The 18,151-nt window shown below is 35.3% G+C and carries 11 protein-coding genes; 6 read left to right on the forward strand and 5 right to left on the reverse strand.

Annotated elements, in window-relative coordinates; genetic code table 11:
• Positions 1 to 35: 35 nt before the first annotated feature.
• Together pgmB and HRU49_RS00250 are read right to left on the reverse strand one after the other, a co-directional pair.
• Complete coding sequence (pgmB, locus tag HRU49_RS00245; RefSeq protein WP_296352927.1) at positions 36 to 692, reverse strand: beta-phosphoglucomutase; 657 nt, start codon at positions 690 to 692, stop codon at positions 36 to 38.
• A gap of 286 nt (positions 693 to 978) precedes the next feature.
• Positions 979 to 2,028 carry a LacI family DNA-binding transcriptional regulator gene (locus tag HRU49_RS00250; protein WP_296352929.1) on the reverse strand — a complete coding sequence of 350 codons (1,050 nt, stop codon included), beginning with the start codon at positions 2,026 to 2,028 and terminating at the stop codon, positions 979 to 981.
• Positions 2,029 to 2,308: 280 nt separating this feature from the next.
• Here HRU49_RS00250 and HRU49_RS00255 point away from each other — a divergent pair, with 280 nt between their 5' ends.
• The 4 genes from HRU49_RS00255 to HRU49_RS00270 all read left to right on the forward strand — a co-directional run bounded on the left by HRU49_RS00255 (position 2,309) and on the right by HRU49_RS00270 (position 11,181).
• Positions 2,309 to 5,224, forward strand: coding sequence for a SusC/RagA family TonB-linked outer membrane protein (locus tag HRU49_RS00255; protein WP_296352932.1), 2,916 nt, complete (start codon positions 2,309 to 2,311; stop codon positions 5,222 to 5,224).
• A 38-nt stretch (positions 5,225 to 5,262) separates the two neighbouring features.
• Complete coding sequence (locus tag HRU49_RS00260) at positions 5,263 to 6,861, forward strand: RagB/SusD family nutrient uptake outer membrane protein (RefSeq protein ID WP_296352982.1); 1,599 nt, start codon at positions 5,263 to 5,265, stop codon at positions 6,859 to 6,861.
• A 23-nt stretch (positions 6,862 to 6,884) separates the two neighbouring features.
• Complete coding sequence (locus HRU49_RS00265) at positions 6,885 to 8,225, forward strand: SusF/SusE family outer membrane protein (RefSeq protein ID WP_296352934.1); 1,341 nt, start codon at positions 6,885 to 6,887, stop codon at positions 8,223 to 8,225.
• A gap of 88 nt (positions 8,226 to 8,313) precedes the next feature.
• Positions 8,314 to 11,181, forward strand: coding sequence for an alpha-amylase family glycosyl hydrolase (locus tag HRU49_RS00270; protein WP_296352936.1), 2,868 nt, complete (start codon positions 8,314 to 8,316; stop codon positions 11,179 to 11,181).
• Between the two features lie 51 nt (positions 11,182 to 11,232).
• Here HRU49_RS00270 and gtfA read toward each other — a convergent pair whose 3' ends face one another.
• Complete coding sequence (gene gtfA / locus HRU49_RS00275; RefSeq protein ID WP_296352941.1) at positions 11,233 to 12,813, reverse strand: sucrose phosphorylase; 1,581 nt, start codon at positions 12,811 to 12,813, stop codon at positions 11,233 to 11,235.
• 196 nt (positions 12,814 to 13,009) lie between these two features.
• Between gtfA and HRU49_RS00280 the strand changes: the two genes are divergently transcribed.
• Together HRU49_RS00280 and HRU49_RS00285 are read left to right on the forward strand one after the other, a co-directional pair.
• Positions 13,010 to 14,659, forward strand: coding sequence for a solute:sodium symporter family transporter (locus tag HRU49_RS00280; RefSeq protein ID WP_296352944.1), 1,650 nt, complete (start codon positions 13,010 to 13,012; stop codon positions 14,657 to 14,659).
• A 23-nt stretch (positions 14,660 to 14,682) separates the two neighbouring features.
• On the forward strand, positions 14,683 to 16,347 hold the full coding sequence (locus HRU49_RS00285; RefSeq protein WP_296352946.1) for an alpha-glucosidase: 1,665 nt from the start codon (positions 14,683 to 14,685) through the stop codon (positions 16,345 to 16,347).
• On the opposite strand, the gene HRU49_RS00290 is transcribed toward HRU49_RS00285, so the two are convergent.
• Both HRU49_RS00290 and HRU49_RS00295 read right to left on the reverse strand, forming a co-directional pair.
• On the reverse strand, positions 16,339 to 17,088 hold the full coding sequence (locus HRU49_RS00290; RefSeq protein ID WP_296352948.1) for a DUF1080 domain-containing protein: 750 nt from the start codon (positions 17,086 to 17,088) through the stop codon (positions 16,339 to 16,341). The genes HRU49_RS00285 and HRU49_RS00290 overlap by 9 nt on opposite strands.
• A gap of 5 nt (positions 17,089 to 17,093) precedes the next feature.
• Positions 17,094 to 18,146 (reverse strand): sugar phosphate isomerase/epimerase, encoded by a 1,053-nt coding sequence (locus HRU49_RS00295; protein WP_296352950.1) that lies wholly within the window; start codon positions 18,144 to 18,146, stop codon positions 17,094 to 17,096.
• Between the last annotated feature and the right edge of the window lie 5 nt (positions 18,147 to 18,151).

Here is an 18,151-nt window from a genome sequence, read left to right on the forward strand (position 1 = left end):
GTTTTGATCTGTGGGTGTATATAAAACCCAATTCTTTAGTTAGTAATTAGTGAGTTAATAAACTCATTTGAGATTTCAGTGAAATCCTTAAATATATAATTGGCATGTCCTAATACTGATTTATCACCAATACCAATTGAAATCATATTAGCGATATTTGCGGCCTCTACACCTGCAACGGAATCTTCGAAAACTAAACAATTTTCAGGTTTAACCCCTAATAATTCTGCAGCTATTAAGAACACCTCTGGATCTGGTTTTGCCTTGCTAACGTCATTACCGTCAACAATAGCATTAAAATAATCCATTAAATTTACTCTTTCTAAAATAGTTCGAGCATTTTTACTTGCGGAACCTAATGAAACAGGTTGATTACGTTCCCTTAGAAAATTTAGTATTCTTGGAACATCAATTAAAATTTCACTTTCGTCCATCTCAGCAATATGACTTAAATAATCGTCATTTTTTTTAGCCATTAACGCGGTAAATTTTTCATCAGAAATGGACTTATTACCCCAATCCAATATTTTCTCTAATGATTTTACACGACTTACTCCTTTTAATTGTTCATTCTCTTCTTCGGTAAAATCAATACCTAAATCATTCGCTAATTTCTTCCATGCCAAAAAATGGTATTTAGCAGTATCTACAATAACACCATCAAGATCGAATATGAATCCCTTTTTATTCATCCTATTTAATTGATATTTGTAATGACATCCCTGCTACAATAAGATTGTATAAATCTTGAAATCATATAACCACAAGAGTAAAGTGGTTTAAATCATTGATAATAAAATCAATAAAAAGTTCGATTATGATTAAAAAATCAGTACAAAATCAATCGTAATAGTCGTAGTGATGTCACTTTACTATTCTGATATGTTTAATAATTCAAAACTTACGGTGAGAAGTAAAAATATAAGTTTAATTATGGGGTAAAGATATAAAAGATTTTAAAATAACACGATGTAATTACTATTTGGTTGACGCTCGTTCAATCAATTCTGTATTGATGACAATGGTATTAAAGTGTTCTTCTTCATCTTCATTTAGTCCTTTTTCTAATTTATCAATCAATAAATTTGCTGCTTGTTCACCCATTTTTTGAGCATGCTGACTCACGGTTGTTAAACTAGGAGTTGCATGCTTAGACAACACACCATCTGTAAATCCAATAACTTGTAAATCATTTGGAATGTCTAAACCTAACTTTCTCGCAACTTTCATTGCTGATAACGCGTATAGCTCATTAACTGCAAATACACCATCAATATTTTTATTTGCTTTGAAAAGCTGCTCAATTTCATTTTCCAGAGCATCAAGATGTACTTCATAATCCAAGCTATCATCAATTTTTAGAATTAACTCAGACTTTGGTATTAATTTATGATCATTTAATGCGTCCATGTAACCTTGAGTTCTCAATTTACCAACGCTTACATAATCTTTTGTTGTGATTAACGCAATAGATTTACAACCATTTTCTACAAGTTTAGAGACCGCTTTTTTTGATCCATCTAAATCATCAACAATAACCTTATCACAATTTATATCAGAAACAACCCTATCAAACATTACAATAGGCATGCCCTGGTTCATTGTTTCATTGAAATGGTGATAGTCTTGCTGTTGCAAGGTTTCTTTTGATATAGAGAGAATAAATCCGTCAATACTGCCATTGGCTAGCATCTCCATATTTATAACCTCCTTTGAAAAAGATTCATTAGATAGACCTACAATAACATTATAACCTCTGGTATTAGCAACAAGTTCAACTCCCCTTATAACCTTAGAAAAGAAGTGATGAACAATTTCAGGTATTATTATACCTATGGTATTTGTTTTTCTGTTCTTAAGACTTAATGCAATATTATTAGGTCTATAGTTATATAGTTTTGCAAAGGCTTGAACTTTCTGTTTCGTATCATCGCTAATTTCTACGCTATTTCTCAAGGCTTTCGAAACTGTTGAGATTGAAACATCAAGTTCTCTTGCTATTTGTTTTAGGGTGATTTTTCGTTTCATAAACGAGAATTGATTAACTAAGTTTCGAAACGAAGATACATTAATTTAACATTTGCATATTCTAGTATTTCTAATTTTAACAGGCATTTTTTGCAATCATTATTATTTTTCATTAATTTTTTTAAGTGATTCTCAATGAGAAAAAGTTTTTAACACGAAAACGTTTTCGTGAGTACCAGCAAAGGTTTTAACAAAAAAAACACCTGAAATTTACATAGATTTAACCCGAGAAGTAAAAATATAAACCAATCTAACTAAGTAATTAACTTAAAAATATTTTATGAAAACATTCTTAAGTGCTTTAGTGTTCTGTTTAATGCTAGTACCCACAAGTTTGATGGCACAATCAACCGTCAACGGTAATGTCACCGATAAAGTAAACGCAATGCCTTTACCAGGGGTTAACGTTCTGGTTAAGGGAACTTCTAGGGGAACATCCACCGATTTTGATGGTAAGTATTCTATAGACGTTAACCAAGGGGAAATTATCGTTATTTCCTATGTTGGTTATAAAACACAAGAAATAATGTACACGGGGCAATCATCTGTTGATGTAGCCTTAGAAGAGGATGCAGCGCAACTCGATGAAGTGGTTCTTATTGGTTATGGATCTACAACAAAACAAGATGCCACTGGTGCAGTTGAGAAAGTTGGGGATGAAGACTTTAACCGTGGAGCGATTGTAGCACCTCAACAACTAATTGCAGGTAAAGCTGCTGGTGTGAGAATAACCTCGGGTGGAGGTGCAGCTGGTGAAGGTGGTGAAATTAGAATTCGTGGTGGTGCATCATTAGGTTCAAATTTTGGTGCTACAAATGATCCTCTTATTGTAATTGACGGCTTACCAATAGACCAACGAGGGGGTGCTCAAGGAAGTAGAAATGCATTAAATGCCATTAACCCAGCCGATATTGAAGACTTTGTTGTATTAAAAGATGCTTCTGCAACTGCCATTTATGGTTCCAGAGCATCGAATGGTGTTATATTAATTACTACTAAAAAGGGAAGTGCAAATCAGCCTTTAAAAATTGAGTATGGTGTACAATTTTCCACGCGAAAAGTAACAAATACAGTAGACGTGCTTAATGCGACACAATACCAACAAATTGTAGAAAATAATGCTGGTGATATTACCAGTTTTGGTGAGGCTAATACCAATTGGCAAGACCGAATCTATTCAACAGGTACTGGTGCGATCCATAATCTAACGGTATCTAAAGGTTACGAACGTTTTAACTTTAGAGTTAATTTTAACCATGCATCCCAAGAAGGGCCATTAAACGATTTGTACGAAAGAACAGGTATTAACACCTCCTTTGTTCATCGTTTTCTAGATAACGATTTAAAATTAACATTAGTAGCTAAAGCTATCAAAGACGAGTTTGATTATGCAAATGAAGGTTCTATTGGTGCTGCTGTAGCATTTGACCCAACGCAAGCTGTCTTCGATGAGAATGGCAACTACACTCAATACGGTAATGGTGCAAATCTAGCTCCTGCGAACCCGTTATGGTTATTGGATGACAACAACTATAATAATAGACAATCTATAAAGCGAATTATTTCTAATTTTAACATTGATTATAAGTTTTGGTTCTTAAAAGATCTGCGTTTTAACTTAAATGCAGGTATTGATTATGCAGAGAATGATGGTTACAAATTTGAAGGAGCCAATCCTAATGATTCAAATGCAGTTGCTTTAAATGAGGTATCTAGTGGTTTAAACAGAAATACATCTTTAGATTTTTATTTCAACTACAAGAAGAATGTTGAGTCAATAAATACTTTGGTTGATATCACTGCTGGTCATGCCTTCCAGGAGTTTTATATTAAGAGCTTTGTAGATAGAGTAGCTGCTACAACACTGACTGACACAGATATTAACAGAAATGCTTTAGAATCTTATTTTGCCAGAGCTAGCTTTGATATTGCAGATAAGTATTTAATTTCTGCAAGTTTTAGACGGGATGGTTCTTCAAGATTTAGTGAAGATAATCGCTGGGGATCTTTCCCAGGAGTATCAGTAGGTTGGAAACTAATGAATGAAAACTTTATGGAAAACTCATTCTTTTCTAATCTTAAATTAAGAGCTGGTTGGGGTGTTACTGGTCAACAAGAAATTGGTAGAAATTATGGCTATTTAGGTATCTATACACCTTCAAGAAATAACGCTGCTAATGTTCAGTTTGGAACCTTACCAAATGGCGATCCTATTTTTTTCCAAACATTAAGACCTGAAGGATTCGATGAAGAATTGAAATGGGAAGAAACAACACAATATAATGTTGCAATTGATTTTGGTTTCTTCAATAACAGACTCACAGGTACGTTAGATGCTTATTACAGAGAAACTGAAGATTTGCTATCTAGAGTTCCTGTTCCTGCTGGAGCAAACTTAACCGACCTCTTAATTACTAATGTTGGTGAAGCTACCAGTAGAGGTTTAGAGTTTAGCTTAAATGGTGTTATTGCTAAAAAAGAAAATTTTGGTTGGGATACAAACTTTAACCTTACATTTCAAGATGTTGAGATTACCAAGTTGAGTTTAAGTGATGACCCTGATTTCACTTTACCAACAGGAGGAATTTCTGGTGGTGTTGGAAATAATATTCAAATCTTAAGACCTGGTTACGATCCAACTACATTCTTCGTCTTTAGGCAAGTTTATGATGATAATGGTAATCCAATTGCTGGTGCTTATGTAGATGTTAATGGCGACAACCAAATTACTGAGGCTGACCGACAAGCTTACAAAAAAGCAACCCCAGACGCCTTTTTCGGATTTACAAATAATTTCAGATACAGAAATTTTGACTTAAATTTTACCTTTAGAGGAAGTTTTGGAAATTATGTTTACAATAACGTTGCTTCTGATCGTGGAAATGCTAATGCCGTTGTAAACCAGCCAGGCTATCAAGCTAATGCACATGCGAGCATTTTAAATACTGGATTTATCAATCAAGAATTATTCTCCGATTTATACATCCAACGTGCAGATTTTGTAAGATTAGATAATATCTCTCTAGGATATACAATTCCATTCTCAAAAATGAATTTGAGAGCATCACTAACGGCTACTAATTTATTTGTAATTACAGAATATGATGGTTTAGACCCAGAGATTGGTAATGGAATTGAGAATAATTTCTATCCAAGAACAAGAGATGTTGTTCTTGGGCTAAACTTCACATTTTAAAAAAAATGAAAACTAAATATATAAACAACAAAGCTATGATGTTAAGAACTTTTAAAAATCTATTCACGGTCTTAGCTATTGTACTAATTGTGCAATCTTGTGAGGACCGTCTAGATTTGCAGCCAGAAGACGAGCGTCTTACTGCTGATGCTGCGTTTGAAGATCCAGAAGCTTATAAAGAGTTCCTAGGGAAAATTTATGCTGGGATTTCTTTAAGTGGCCAAGAGGGCCCTGCCGGAGCACCGGACTTAGAAGGCTTAGATGAAGGATTTTCCAATTACTTAAGATTGTATTGGAAAATGCAAGAACTTACAACAGATGAAGCTCTAATTGCTTGGAATGACGGAACGATTCAAGATTTACATGGTCAAGTTTGGACCTCAGGTAATGAGTTCATAAGAACCATGTATAGTCGCTTATTATACCAAGTAGCACTGTGCAATGAATTTTTACGTCAAACAACAGAGGGTAAATTAGACAGTCGTGGTGTAAGTGCAGACTTAAGAGCGGAGATTCAAACCTTCAGAGCTGAGGCTCGTTTTATGCGTGCTTTGACTTATTGGCACGCTATGGATTTATTTGCAAATCCACCTTTTGTAACAGAAAATGATCCAATTGGTGCATTTTTACCACCTCAGATTCAGAGGGCAGATTTATTTACATATGTTGAGTCAGAATTATTAGAAATTCTTGACGATATGGCTGCACCTCGTGCAAATGAATATGGTCGTGCAGACCGAGGGGCTGCTTGGATGCTATTAGCAAAAATCTATCTCAATGCTGAAATTTATACAGGTACATCTCGCTATACCGATGTGATTACCTATACAAATAATATCATTGGTGCTGGATATTCTATTCCAAATATCCCTTATTTCCATTCATTCTTAGCAGATAATGATTCTAATGGTGCACAAGACGAAGTTATTTTTACAATACCTTTTGATGGACTAAGAACACAAGCCTTTGGTGGCATGACATTTTTAACTCATGCGCCAGTTGGTGGATCAATGGAACCATCAGATTTTGGAATTAATGGTGGATGGTTTGGAATAAGAACAACTCCTACATTTGTAGAGCAATTCCCTGATGAAGAAAATTCAGCTGATGGTAGAGAATTATTATATACTGACGGTCAAAATAAAGACATTTTGTCGGTAGCGACTTTCACAGACGGTTATGCTGTTGCAAAATACAGAAACGTAGATGTTAATGGTAATCCTGGATCTGATGCTACTGGAAATCATACTGACATAGATTTTCCAATGTTTAGACTTGCAGATGCTTACCTCATGTATGCCGAAGCCGTTCTAAGAGGTGGTGGTGGTTCTACGAATACAGCAACTGGATATATTAACCAATTAAGAGAACGTGCATACGGCGATACTAGTGGAAATATTTCAGAAGGAGATTTAACATTAGACTTTATCATTGACGAACGTTCAAGAGAATTATACTGGGAAGCACACAGAAGAACCGACTTAATTAGATTTGACCAGTTCTCTGACAACGGTGTTTGGCAATGGAAGGGTGGAGTTCAATCCGGAACTACAACAGATTCGTTTAGAGATTTGATGCCACTTCCTGCTACCGATTTAGGAATCAACACTAACTTAGAACAAAACCCAGGATACTAATGCAATTAACACTTAATATAATTATGAAAAAAATATCAATATTAGGCCTTTTCATCTTTGCCTTAATAAACATAAACAGTTGTGAAACAGAAGATGAATTTCTGTTCACAACTCAAGACCCGGCCGGATTTGTGTTTACAAATTCTGTTCAGAGTAACTACGTATTGTCAAATGCAACTTCAAGTAATTTAGGAGAACGATTTACTTGGGGCAACGCAGATTTCGGTTCACCAACAAATATTACATATGAATTACAAAGCTCAATAACTGGTGATTTTACGGATGCAACTGTTCTAGACACTTCAATTGCTAATGAAATTGCAATGACTATAGGTCAAATGATGTCCATTGCATCTGAAGCAGGATTGGATGATGACCCCGATTCTCCAGCACCTAATACAGGGGCTTTCTCAGTTAGGTTAAGAGCGTACCCAGGGGATACTGGTAATGGCACTGAAGCTTTTTCAGATGTATTAATTCTAAACGTAGAATTATTAGAAAGTACAGATTCAGGACCTGTAGGACCTATGATTGCAGAAGTTGGTATCGTTGGGTCTGGTTACAATAACTGGGGGGCGTATGCTGATGGGTTTTTCTATACAACTGGTATGTCTGATGTTTACGTATCTTATGTAACATTAGTAGACGGTGAAATTAAATTCAGATTAAATAATGATTGGGGAACAAACTGGGGAGGCTCAGGAGGTAACTTAGTACAGGATGGAGATAATATTGCTGTGACTGCAGGTGATTATAAAATTACTGTCGATTTAGCAAACTTAACTTACACTCTAGAGCCTTACTCTTGGGGTGTTGTTGGATCTGCTTGGAACGATTGGGGATCAGCTGGGCCAGACGGTAAGTTTTATTATGACTACACAACAGATACTTTCAAAAAAGGTATCCGTTTAATGGATGGTGAAATGAAAGTACGCTTCAACAATGACTGGGGCTTAAATTATGGAGATACTGGTGCAGATGGTACTTTAGATCAAGATGGAGATAATATTGCAGTTACTGCAGGACATTACTTAATCACGATAGATTTAAATGCTGGTACCGTTACAGTAGATAACACTGCCAGTATACTTGGAATTGTAGGTTCAGGATTTAATGATTGGGGAGGAGCTGGAGACGACTTTGCTTTAACTGAAATTCAAGAAGGTGTATTCTATGGAGATCTTGTGACCTTATTGGATGGTGAAATTAAATTCAGAGCTAATAACGATTGGGGATTAAACTATGGAGATACTGGTGCTGATGGCACAATTGATCAAGATGGAGATAACATTCCATCTGCTGCTGGACCTGCAAGAGTTTGGCTAAACACAAATACCGGAGAATATTCAGTATTACAGTTTTAAAATTGACTCATAGTCCTAATGAGATAACTAATTAAAAAGGCATGTTTAATTTTGGTATTGGCATGCCTTTGTTTTAAAAAATATTTATATGAAAAAGTATTACTTAACATTATTAACCATTGGTTTTTTTATTTTCTCTAATGCGCAAGTAACTATTTCCCCAGACCCATTTGAAGTTGATGAGAGTATTACAATAACTTTAGATACCAACAGCGGTGCGACAGACTGTAATGGTTTTAGCAATCCAACAAAAATCTATATCCATTCTGGTGTTGGCACTTCTACTAACCCTTGGACTTATGTCACAGGAAATTGGGGACAAGATGATGGTATTGGAGAAATGACGAATCAAGGTGGAGGTATTTGGTCTATAACCCTTACACCATTAACTCACTACAATCTAACTCCTACTCAAGCATCAAATATAGTAAGAATGGGTATGGTTTTCAGAAATGAAGATGGCTCTCAGGAATATAAAGCTAGTGGTTGTTCAGATTTCTTTTTTGACGTTGGCTCATTTCAAATTAGTCTTTCAACACCAACAGAGGATACTACTATTATAACTTCTGGATCTAATTTTGATATTAATGCCACTAATATTGGAGGAAATGCGAGTTATTCCTTATCTGCAAATGGTACCATAATAGATACGGATCCAAGTACAAGCAGCTATTCTTATACAGATACCAATATTACCAATAATACAACTTATGAGTTGACTGCCGAATTAGCTGGAACAATAATAACGAAAACGTTTAGCGTAATCGTTGATCCAGGAAGTATTGTTGAATTTATGACACAAGACTATGATGAAGGTATTAACTACATCGATGATAATACAGTTATTTTAGTACTTTATGCAACTGGAAAAGACTTTGTTTATGTTGCCGGAAGCTTCAATAATTACCAACCTGATCTAAGTTATGCAATGAAAAGAGATTTTTCTAGAAATCTCTTTTGGTTAGAGTTAACAGGTCTAACACCTGGGGAAATCGAAACATATGAATATTGGGTAGGTGACAAAACACCTCCTGCCAATTCACCCAAGATAGTTAAAGTGGCTGACCCATACTCTACGCTAATATTATCATCATTTGATGATCCTTGGATTATTGATGCAACCTATCCAAATCTCCCTGATTTTCCAGAAAAAGCTGGAATGGAAGTGTCTGTACTTCAAACCGGACAGACCCCTTATGATTGGCAAGTAGACAACTTCACTAAACCTAAAAAAGAAGATCTAATTGTCTATGAAGTATTGGTAAGAGATTTTGATACTGACAGAAACTACCAAGATTTAATCGATAAAATTGACTATTTCAAAAATCTAAATATCAATGCTATTCATTTGATGCCGATTATGGAATTTGAGGGTAATGAAAGCTGGGGTTACAACACATCCTACCATATGGCATTAGATAAGTTCTATGGAACTAAGGATAAGTTGAAAGAATTTATTGATTTATGTCATCAAAACGACATTGCTGTAATTTTAGATTTAGTATTAAATCATGCTTTTGGGCGTTCACCAATGGTACGCATGTGGATGAGTGATGCAGACGGAAATGGGTTTGGTGACCCAACCTCCCAAAACCCATATTTTAATACGGCTCCAAGACATAGTTATAATGTTGGGTATGATTACAACCACCAAGCACCAAGGGTACGAAATTATGTTAAGCGCGTCATTAGACAATGGATTGAAGAGTATAAAATCGATGGTTTCCGTTGGGATTTAACTAAAGGATTTACTCAAAATTGTACGTCTAATGACGAAGGGTGTACAAATTCATATCAGCAAGATAGAGTTGATGTATTAAAAGAATATGCTGATTACTCTTGGTCATTAGATGACGATCACTACGTGATTTTTGAGCACTTAGGAACTGATAATGAAGAACAACAATGGGCAAACCATAGAATTGATGAAGGAAAAGGTATTATGCTTTGGGGTAAAATGACAGATCAGTATAATGAGCTAACCATGGGACAAAGCGGAAACAGAAATATTGATCGTATGGGTCATATTAGCCGTGGATTTAATGCACCAAGATTAATGGGGTATCCTGAGAGTCATGACGAAGAACGCTTAATGTATAAAAATCTAGCATTTGGTAATACAAGTAATTCATCTCACAATGTTCGAAATCTAAATGTTGCTTTATCTAGAATGTCTGCTTTAGCTGCAGTATCGGTAATGGTTCCAGGTCCAAAAATGATTTGGCACTTTGGAGATTTAGGAATGGAAAATTCCATTTTCACTTGTAGTAATGGTACTGTAAACTTACCAGGTGGTACAGATGGAGATTGTAAGCTAGACACAAAACCGCAACCGCAATGGGTAAATAACTGGTTAAGTAATGCGATTAGAAGTGAAATTTATAATGATTGGTCTAAACTTCATAAGTTAAAAACTGATGAGCCTGTATTTGAAGGAGATTACGCGATTACATCAGGTGATTTTACTCCAAGAATTGATGTTTTTAATAATTCTATTCCAGATACAGCATTAAAGAATGTTATTATTCTGGCAAATTTTGACGTTGTCTCACGAACTGTAAATACAAATTTCCCAGTTGGTGTAACCACAACATGGTACGATCTAATGGATCCAACAGGAAATACAACGGTTTCAAATGCGACCAGTACAATTTCAATTCCTGCAGGTCAATTTAGAATCTTAGGTAATCAACCTTCGAACGTTTTAAGTATTAACGATGAAGCTTTGAATGGATTTACTATTTATCCAAATCCTTCACGTACAACTTTTAACATTAACGCTATAGTCTCTAATGTAGAAATATTTGACCTCTCTGGAAAGCTTGTCAAGTCTTTTAAAGGAGAGTTTAGCCAAACTGATAATTTCGATATTTCTAGCCTAAATACGGGTATGTATATTGTCAAGGCAGAAAATAATAGTAAACAAACAATGACAACTAAATTAATCAAGCTTTAATCATTGAGTGTTATTTGAGCAAAAGCGCTTCTTAAATAAGAAGCGCTTTTTTTAGTTAAAACTTAAGGTATTTATATCACCACCTATATCATGAGTAATAGTAAAACCAAAAGTTTTTAAGTTGGCCTGTAACTGAAGAGATTCTTTTCCGTTAATCCAAACCATGTCAATCTCCGATTCTGAATGATTATTAAACTTTAAATTACCATAAAAAGCTGACGATGTGTTTCTGACCTTTATAAGGTCCAGTTGTTTTAATACCACAGGATTCTTAAGACGATCCTCAACAGTTTTATATGATAAATTAGTTCGGTTTATTTCCTTATGGCCAGCCTTTCCTGCTGCATCTGCTGCCTTATAATCATTTTTGCCTGCAAAAATATCTAGATACCAAACCTGAGGAATACCTGGCATAAATAACTGAATGGCTCTTGCCAATAAAAACTTCTGATCGTTTTCGCCCAAGGCACTATAAAACGTGGCATTTACCTGATAGTAAGAAATCTTTTTACCATCTGGACCATAAAGGTTCTTTACTCGGCCACCACGTTGTAATACAACATCCATGACATGCTCTATCTCCTTGTCTGAAAGCAATCCAGGATTATAATTACCATTAAAATTTTTCCCTTTTAAATCTAAAACTGGTATACCATCATGGCATCCTAACATATTAACCACCTTATGATCTTTAGCAATAATCTCTTGAGCCCATTGTAACAAAGCAGTACTCGATTTACTTTCAAGGGTATGAATTACTAAGCCAGGTAAAAAGAAATCGTAAATTTTAAATCCTCTATCTGCGACCTTTTCATGAAGTGCTGAACCATATTCTGCATGAATTTCTGGTAACAACTGAAGCCCTTTCTCGTCCGCAATAGCTTTTATTCTTTCTAAATAATCCCAAGTTCCAGGTTCATTGAAAAAATTAGATTGCCCTATTTCTTTATGTAAATATGCAAACGCATCTAACCTTAATATCTTACAACCATAGGATTTTAATTTGGATAGGGTATCTTCATAGAATTCCCAAACCAATGGAGAATTAGCATTAACATCCATCTGACCTAAATAACTCCCTTTTTCTAAATCTACTTCTTGATAAAAGGTATTCCAATAGGGTTGTTCTTCACCATCTGGAAATCTCACATTGAGAATTGGAAGACCTGCTTTTCTCATAAATAATTTTTCCAAAAAATATTTCTTTGGAATCACAATACCTTCCTCATTCTTTGATCCATGACCATCCCAGAATGTATTCCAATTAATAAAGAAATCTTTATACTTAGAGTTCTGCCCTTTTGCTAATAGATCTTTAAATTGAGGTGAAGCAACTGACAAATGGTTAAGAACAATGTCGAATTTTAATTTAATATTGAGCGCATCCAAGGCCACTAAATCAGATTCAGATACTAAATCTTCATTAAGATTATAGTCTATGATTGAAAATCCTCTATCCAAATCACTATTAAAACACGTTGGTAGAATATAAAAGAGTGAAAATGCATTTTTAAACTCTGGTAAGCTGAGCATTTTTATTATATCCCCTAAGTTATCGCCAATACTATCTGGGTAAGCATTTAGCATTACACCGTTAAATAATTCGTGATTTACATTTTTTATATTTTGCATAGGACGTTTTACTTTGAGCTATTTTCTTTAGATAAATGTACAATGCCAGTTTTAATTTATGATTATACACATTTAAATCATATTGCCAAATTATTCGAAAACGTTTTCGAACACTATTATACAATTCAATCATCAGAAATTAAGCTTCCCTTGATAGGATTTTCATATATTGGTAAAACTAACTAACTTCTAATTTATGTTATCAATTATTAGCTTTATCGGTTTTACCGCTTTAGTAGCAATTATTGCTTGGTATGCCACTAGAAAAACAGATGAAACCTCAGCGGATGGTTTTTATTTAGCAGGCCGAAGTCTTGGTGCCTTAACCATTGCAGGATCGCTTTTACTTACAAATCTTTCAGCCGAACAAATTGTTGGTCTTAATGGATCTGCTTTTAAAGAAGGTCTAATGGTAATGGCATGGGAAACGCTGGCTGCAATAGCTATAATTTTTGGCGCACTGTTTTTGCTACCTAAATACTTGGGGTCTGGAATAACAACTATTCCTGAATTTATTGAAACCCGTTTTGATAAAAATACCAAAGCCCTTTTATCACTGCTCTTTTTAATAGCCTATGCTATAGTGCTATTACCAACAATATTATACTCAGGGTCATTAGCATTTAGCACCATGTTTGATTTGCCTCAACTTTTAGGGGTTTCACAGAATGCCGTAATATGGATTTGTGTGTGGAGTATTGGAATTATAGGTGTCATATATGCTATTTTCGGTGGCTTGAAAGCAGTTGCAGTTTCAGATTTAATTAATGCTATTGGTTTACTTATTGGAGGTTTATTAATCCCAATTTTTGGATTAATATTGATTGGAGACGGAAATATTGGTGAGGGTTTGAGCGTTCTTTGGGAATCTAATCCTGATAAGTTTGATATGCGAGGGGAAGTTGACTCTTCTATACCATTTGGAACACTTTTTACTGGAATGATGCTTGCCCAAATATATTACTGGGGAACTAATCAATCTATATTACAACGTGTATTTGCGGCTAAAAGTTTAAAGGAAGGCCAAAAGGGAATGTTATTGGCTGCGTTTGTCAAATTTGTAATTCCAGTTGTTGTTGTGTTACCTGGTATTATTGCTTGGCATATTTTTGATGGGAATCTCGAAAATGCAGACCAAGCCTATCCAGCATTAGTTAAAGAAGTACTACCTACAGCATTCATTGGATTCTTTGCCGCAGTACTATTTGGTGCTGTATTAAGCTCATTTAATAGTCTTCTAAACAGTAGTGCTACTTTATTTGGGTTTGATCTTTACAAACAATATTTCAATAAAGAAGCCACGGAGAAAGAAACAGTAAAGGCAGGTAAACGTTTTGGGCTAATTGTGGCTGCTATTTCTATGCTTATTGCACCATTTATTGCTAATGCTCCTGATGGTTTGTTTAGTTACATACAACAATCCTTAGGAAGTCTTTCTGTTCCAATTCTAGCGGTTGTTCTTATAGGTGTATACACTAAAAAGGTACCCGCTATTGGCGCAAAATTTGTGTTAACTGTTGGTGTACTGCTTTACTTAGTTAGTTTAATTGGGCTAGAACCGCATTTTAGAGGAGTTGCTGAAGCTCAAGCCATTGCTGATGGTGTAACTAATATAAAGGAATTGAGTGTTATCAAAGCTAATGCTTACCCACATTATCTGCACGTTATGGGTATTCTTTTTGTGTTTAATATTATCGTTATGCTGGTTGCTGGTAAACTGAGACCTAAGGTAGATGAATATATTCCTAAGGAAACAGATATTATAGATACCACACCTTGGAAACATGCCATTACAATAAGTATAATCATAGCTGTTTTAGTTCTGGCAACATACTTTGTTTTTTAATCTGAATTGATAGTTTTTAATCTATGAAGCGCTCTTGGTGGAAAGAAGGTATTGTTTATCAAATATATCCACGATCTTATAAGGATACCACAGGAAATGGTATTGGTGATATTTACGGTATCGTCGAAAAATTAGATTACATTAAATCTCTTGGTGTAGATATTATTTGGCTTTGTCCTGTTTACGAATCTCCCAATGATGATAATGGGTATGACATTTCAGATTATAGAGCTATTTCTGAGGATTTTGGCGGATCGGAAGCCTTTGATACATTATTAAAAGGCATGCATGACAGAGGACTAAAACTGGTTATGGACCTAGTGCTTAACCACAGTTCGGACGAACATTTATGGTTTAAAGAATCTAGAAAATCTAAAGATAATCCATACCGCGACTATTACTTCTGGAAAGCATCAGAAGATGATAATCCACCAAATAACTGGGTGTCTTTTTTTTCTGGATCAGCATGGAAAAAGGATGAATTAACCAACGAATACTTCTTACACCTGTTCACCAAAAAGCAACCAGATCTTAATTGGGAAAACCCTAAGGTTCGCCGAGAAATCCATGACATTGTTGAATTTTGGTGCAAGAAAGGAGTTGATGGCTTTAGAATGGATGTCATTTCTTTAATCTCAAAGCAATTAGATTTCCCAGACAGTCCTTTTCCTGACGATTATGGCAAAACCATTAAAAATTATTATGCCAACGGTCCTCGTATTCATGAATATCTTAATGAGCTAAATAAAAAGGTCCTCTCTAAGTATAATATTATGACTGTTGGTGAAGGCCCTGGAATTGATCTTAGCAATGGTTTAGATTATGTTGACGAAAGCAGAGAAGAACTTAATATGATTTTCCATTTCGATCATATGTTTATAGACAACGGTCCTGGTGGGAAGTATGATCCTGTAGAGGTTGCATTGCCAAAGTTTAAACAGGTTTTTACAGATTGGGATGAAAAACTAAAAGGCAGAGGCTGGGGAAGTATTTTTTTAGGTAATCACGATTTTTCGCGAATGGTTTCGCGATTTGGAAATGATAAAGATTATCATCAGGAATCTGCAAAACTGCTTGCCATGCTCTTATTGACCATGAGAGGTACAACATACATTTATCAAGGTGATGAAATTGGTATGACTAATGTTGCATATCCTTCAATTGAAGATTATAACGATGTTGAAACACTTGGCAGTTGGAATGAAGCCAAAGCTCGAGGAGAAAATATGACTGCCTATTTAAAATTAGTACATAGACAAAGTAGAGATAATGCTAGAACTCCTGTGCAATGGGATAATTCCAAAAATGCTGGATTTTCATCGGGTAATCCTTGGCTCAAAGTAAATCCTAACCATACATTGATTAATGTTGAAGCGCAATCCCATGATCCTAATTCCATCTTAAGTTTTTATAAGAACATGATTCGCTTTAGAAAAGCAAACCCAGTTATGGTCTATGGAGATTATGAATGTCTGTATCCAGAAGACAATAGTCTATTTATTTACAAACGCTGGGATGATCAAAGTAGTTACATTATTCTTTTAAATTTCAGTAATGAGACACAGCTATTAAAAAACAATCCTCTAAATCTAAACCAAAGTGAATTATTGATTTCAAATTTAGAGGACGGGAAATGTAATTCAAAGTTGTTGCCATGGGAGGCACAACTAAGGCGCTATTTAATCTAGTTCTTTTACTTTAATATTTCTATACCAAACTTTGTCTCCATGATCTTGTAAGGCAATATGACCCGTCCGATATTTACCAAATCCTTCCCATGCTGTAAACTTTGAATTGGCTATCATTTCATCCCATTCTTCACCATGTAGTGGAAAAGTCATCACTTGTGTACCATTCATTGATACTTTAGCTTCATTGGCATCTTGATTAATTTCTATAACACAAAGATTCCATTCACCAGCAGGATTAATATGTTCTGGCGGACATCCTATCATGTCATATAATGATCCCGCTTTATGAGTACCTTCAGCTACAAATGAGTCTGGGTGTTTTTCATTATCGAGAACTTGTATTTCAGGACCTGTCATATAAGCTTCAGGATAGCTATCGTCTTCATGAACTCCCCAAAAAATACCACTATTCCCACCTTCTGAAACCTTCCACTCTAAGGATAGAATGAAGTTGGTAAACTGATCTTTCGAGATAATATCTTTATTACCCTCACCTCCAGGTGTAAAAGCTAAGTTACCATCCTCAATCGACCATTGCGGATAAATACTATCCTGCCTATACCCTCTAAATGCATCAGTCGAGGTACCATCAAAAAGTACTTTCCATTGCGTTTCATTCACTTCAGGAGATTCTTGTTCTGTTTTATTCTCTTCTTTCATCTCTGTCTCTTTTTCACTTTTACAATTCATAAGTACTAATGCAAATGATAACAGGAGCATATTTGTTTTAATTTTCATAGTCTTTAATTTAATCCTAATATTTTTCTTAAATGGGCCTGATCAACTTCCCTTCCAGCAAAATCATCAAAACGTTTTTCAGTGGCCTCAATGATATGATCTGAAATAAACTTTGCACCTTCTCGAGCACCTTGTTCTGGACTCTTAATACAACATTCCCACTCCATAACTGCCCAAACATCGCAACCATATTCTGTCAACTTTGTAAAAATGGTTTTAAAGTCAACCTGACCGTCACCAGGAGAGCGATAACGTCCTGCGCGATCTTTCCAGTCACCATAGCCACCAAAGGCACCTTTCTTACCAGTCGGATTGAATTCAGAATCCTTGACATGAAAGGCTTTAATAAATTCATGGTAATGGTCTATATATTCTATATAGTCTAATTGTTGTAATACAAAATGTGATGGGTCATAAAGTATATTTACACGCTTGTGGTTGTTTGTAGCCTCTAAAAATCGCTCAAAAGTTACACCATCGTGAATGTCTTCGCCTGGATGCACTTCGTAACAGACATCTACGCCTTCTTCATCGAAATGATTAAGAATTGGTGTCCAACGTTTAGCAAGTTCTTCGAAACCCATCTCAACCAATCCATCTGGACGTTGAGGCCAAGGATGCATCGTATGCCAAAGTAATGACCCCGAAAATGTTGCATGCGCCTTTAGCCCTAACCTTCGACTCGCTGTTGCGGCATATTTAACCTGCTGAATTGCCCATTCTGTTCTTGCTTTTGGATTACCCTTGCAATTGTCTGGTGCAAAATTGTCGAACATTACATCATAGGCTGGATGCACTGCCACCAATTGCCCTTGAAGGTGGGTTGATAACTCAGTTATTTCTAAACCATAATCATTTATCTTTCCTTTAAACTCATCACAATAGGTTTGACTCTCAGCTGCCTTTTCTAAATCAATTAGACTAATATCAGTTGGTATTTGTATGCCTTTATATCCTAAATCACTCGCCCATTGACATAGACCATCTAGAGAATTAAATGGTGCCTTATCATCCATAAATTGTGCTAAAAATATAGCAGGTCCTTTTATCGTCTTCATAGTCA

It is taken from the genome of Winogradskyella sp. (genome assembly GCF_013213975.1).
GTDB lineage: Bacteria > Bacteroidota > Bacteroidia > Flavobacteriales > Flavobacteriaceae > Winogradskyella.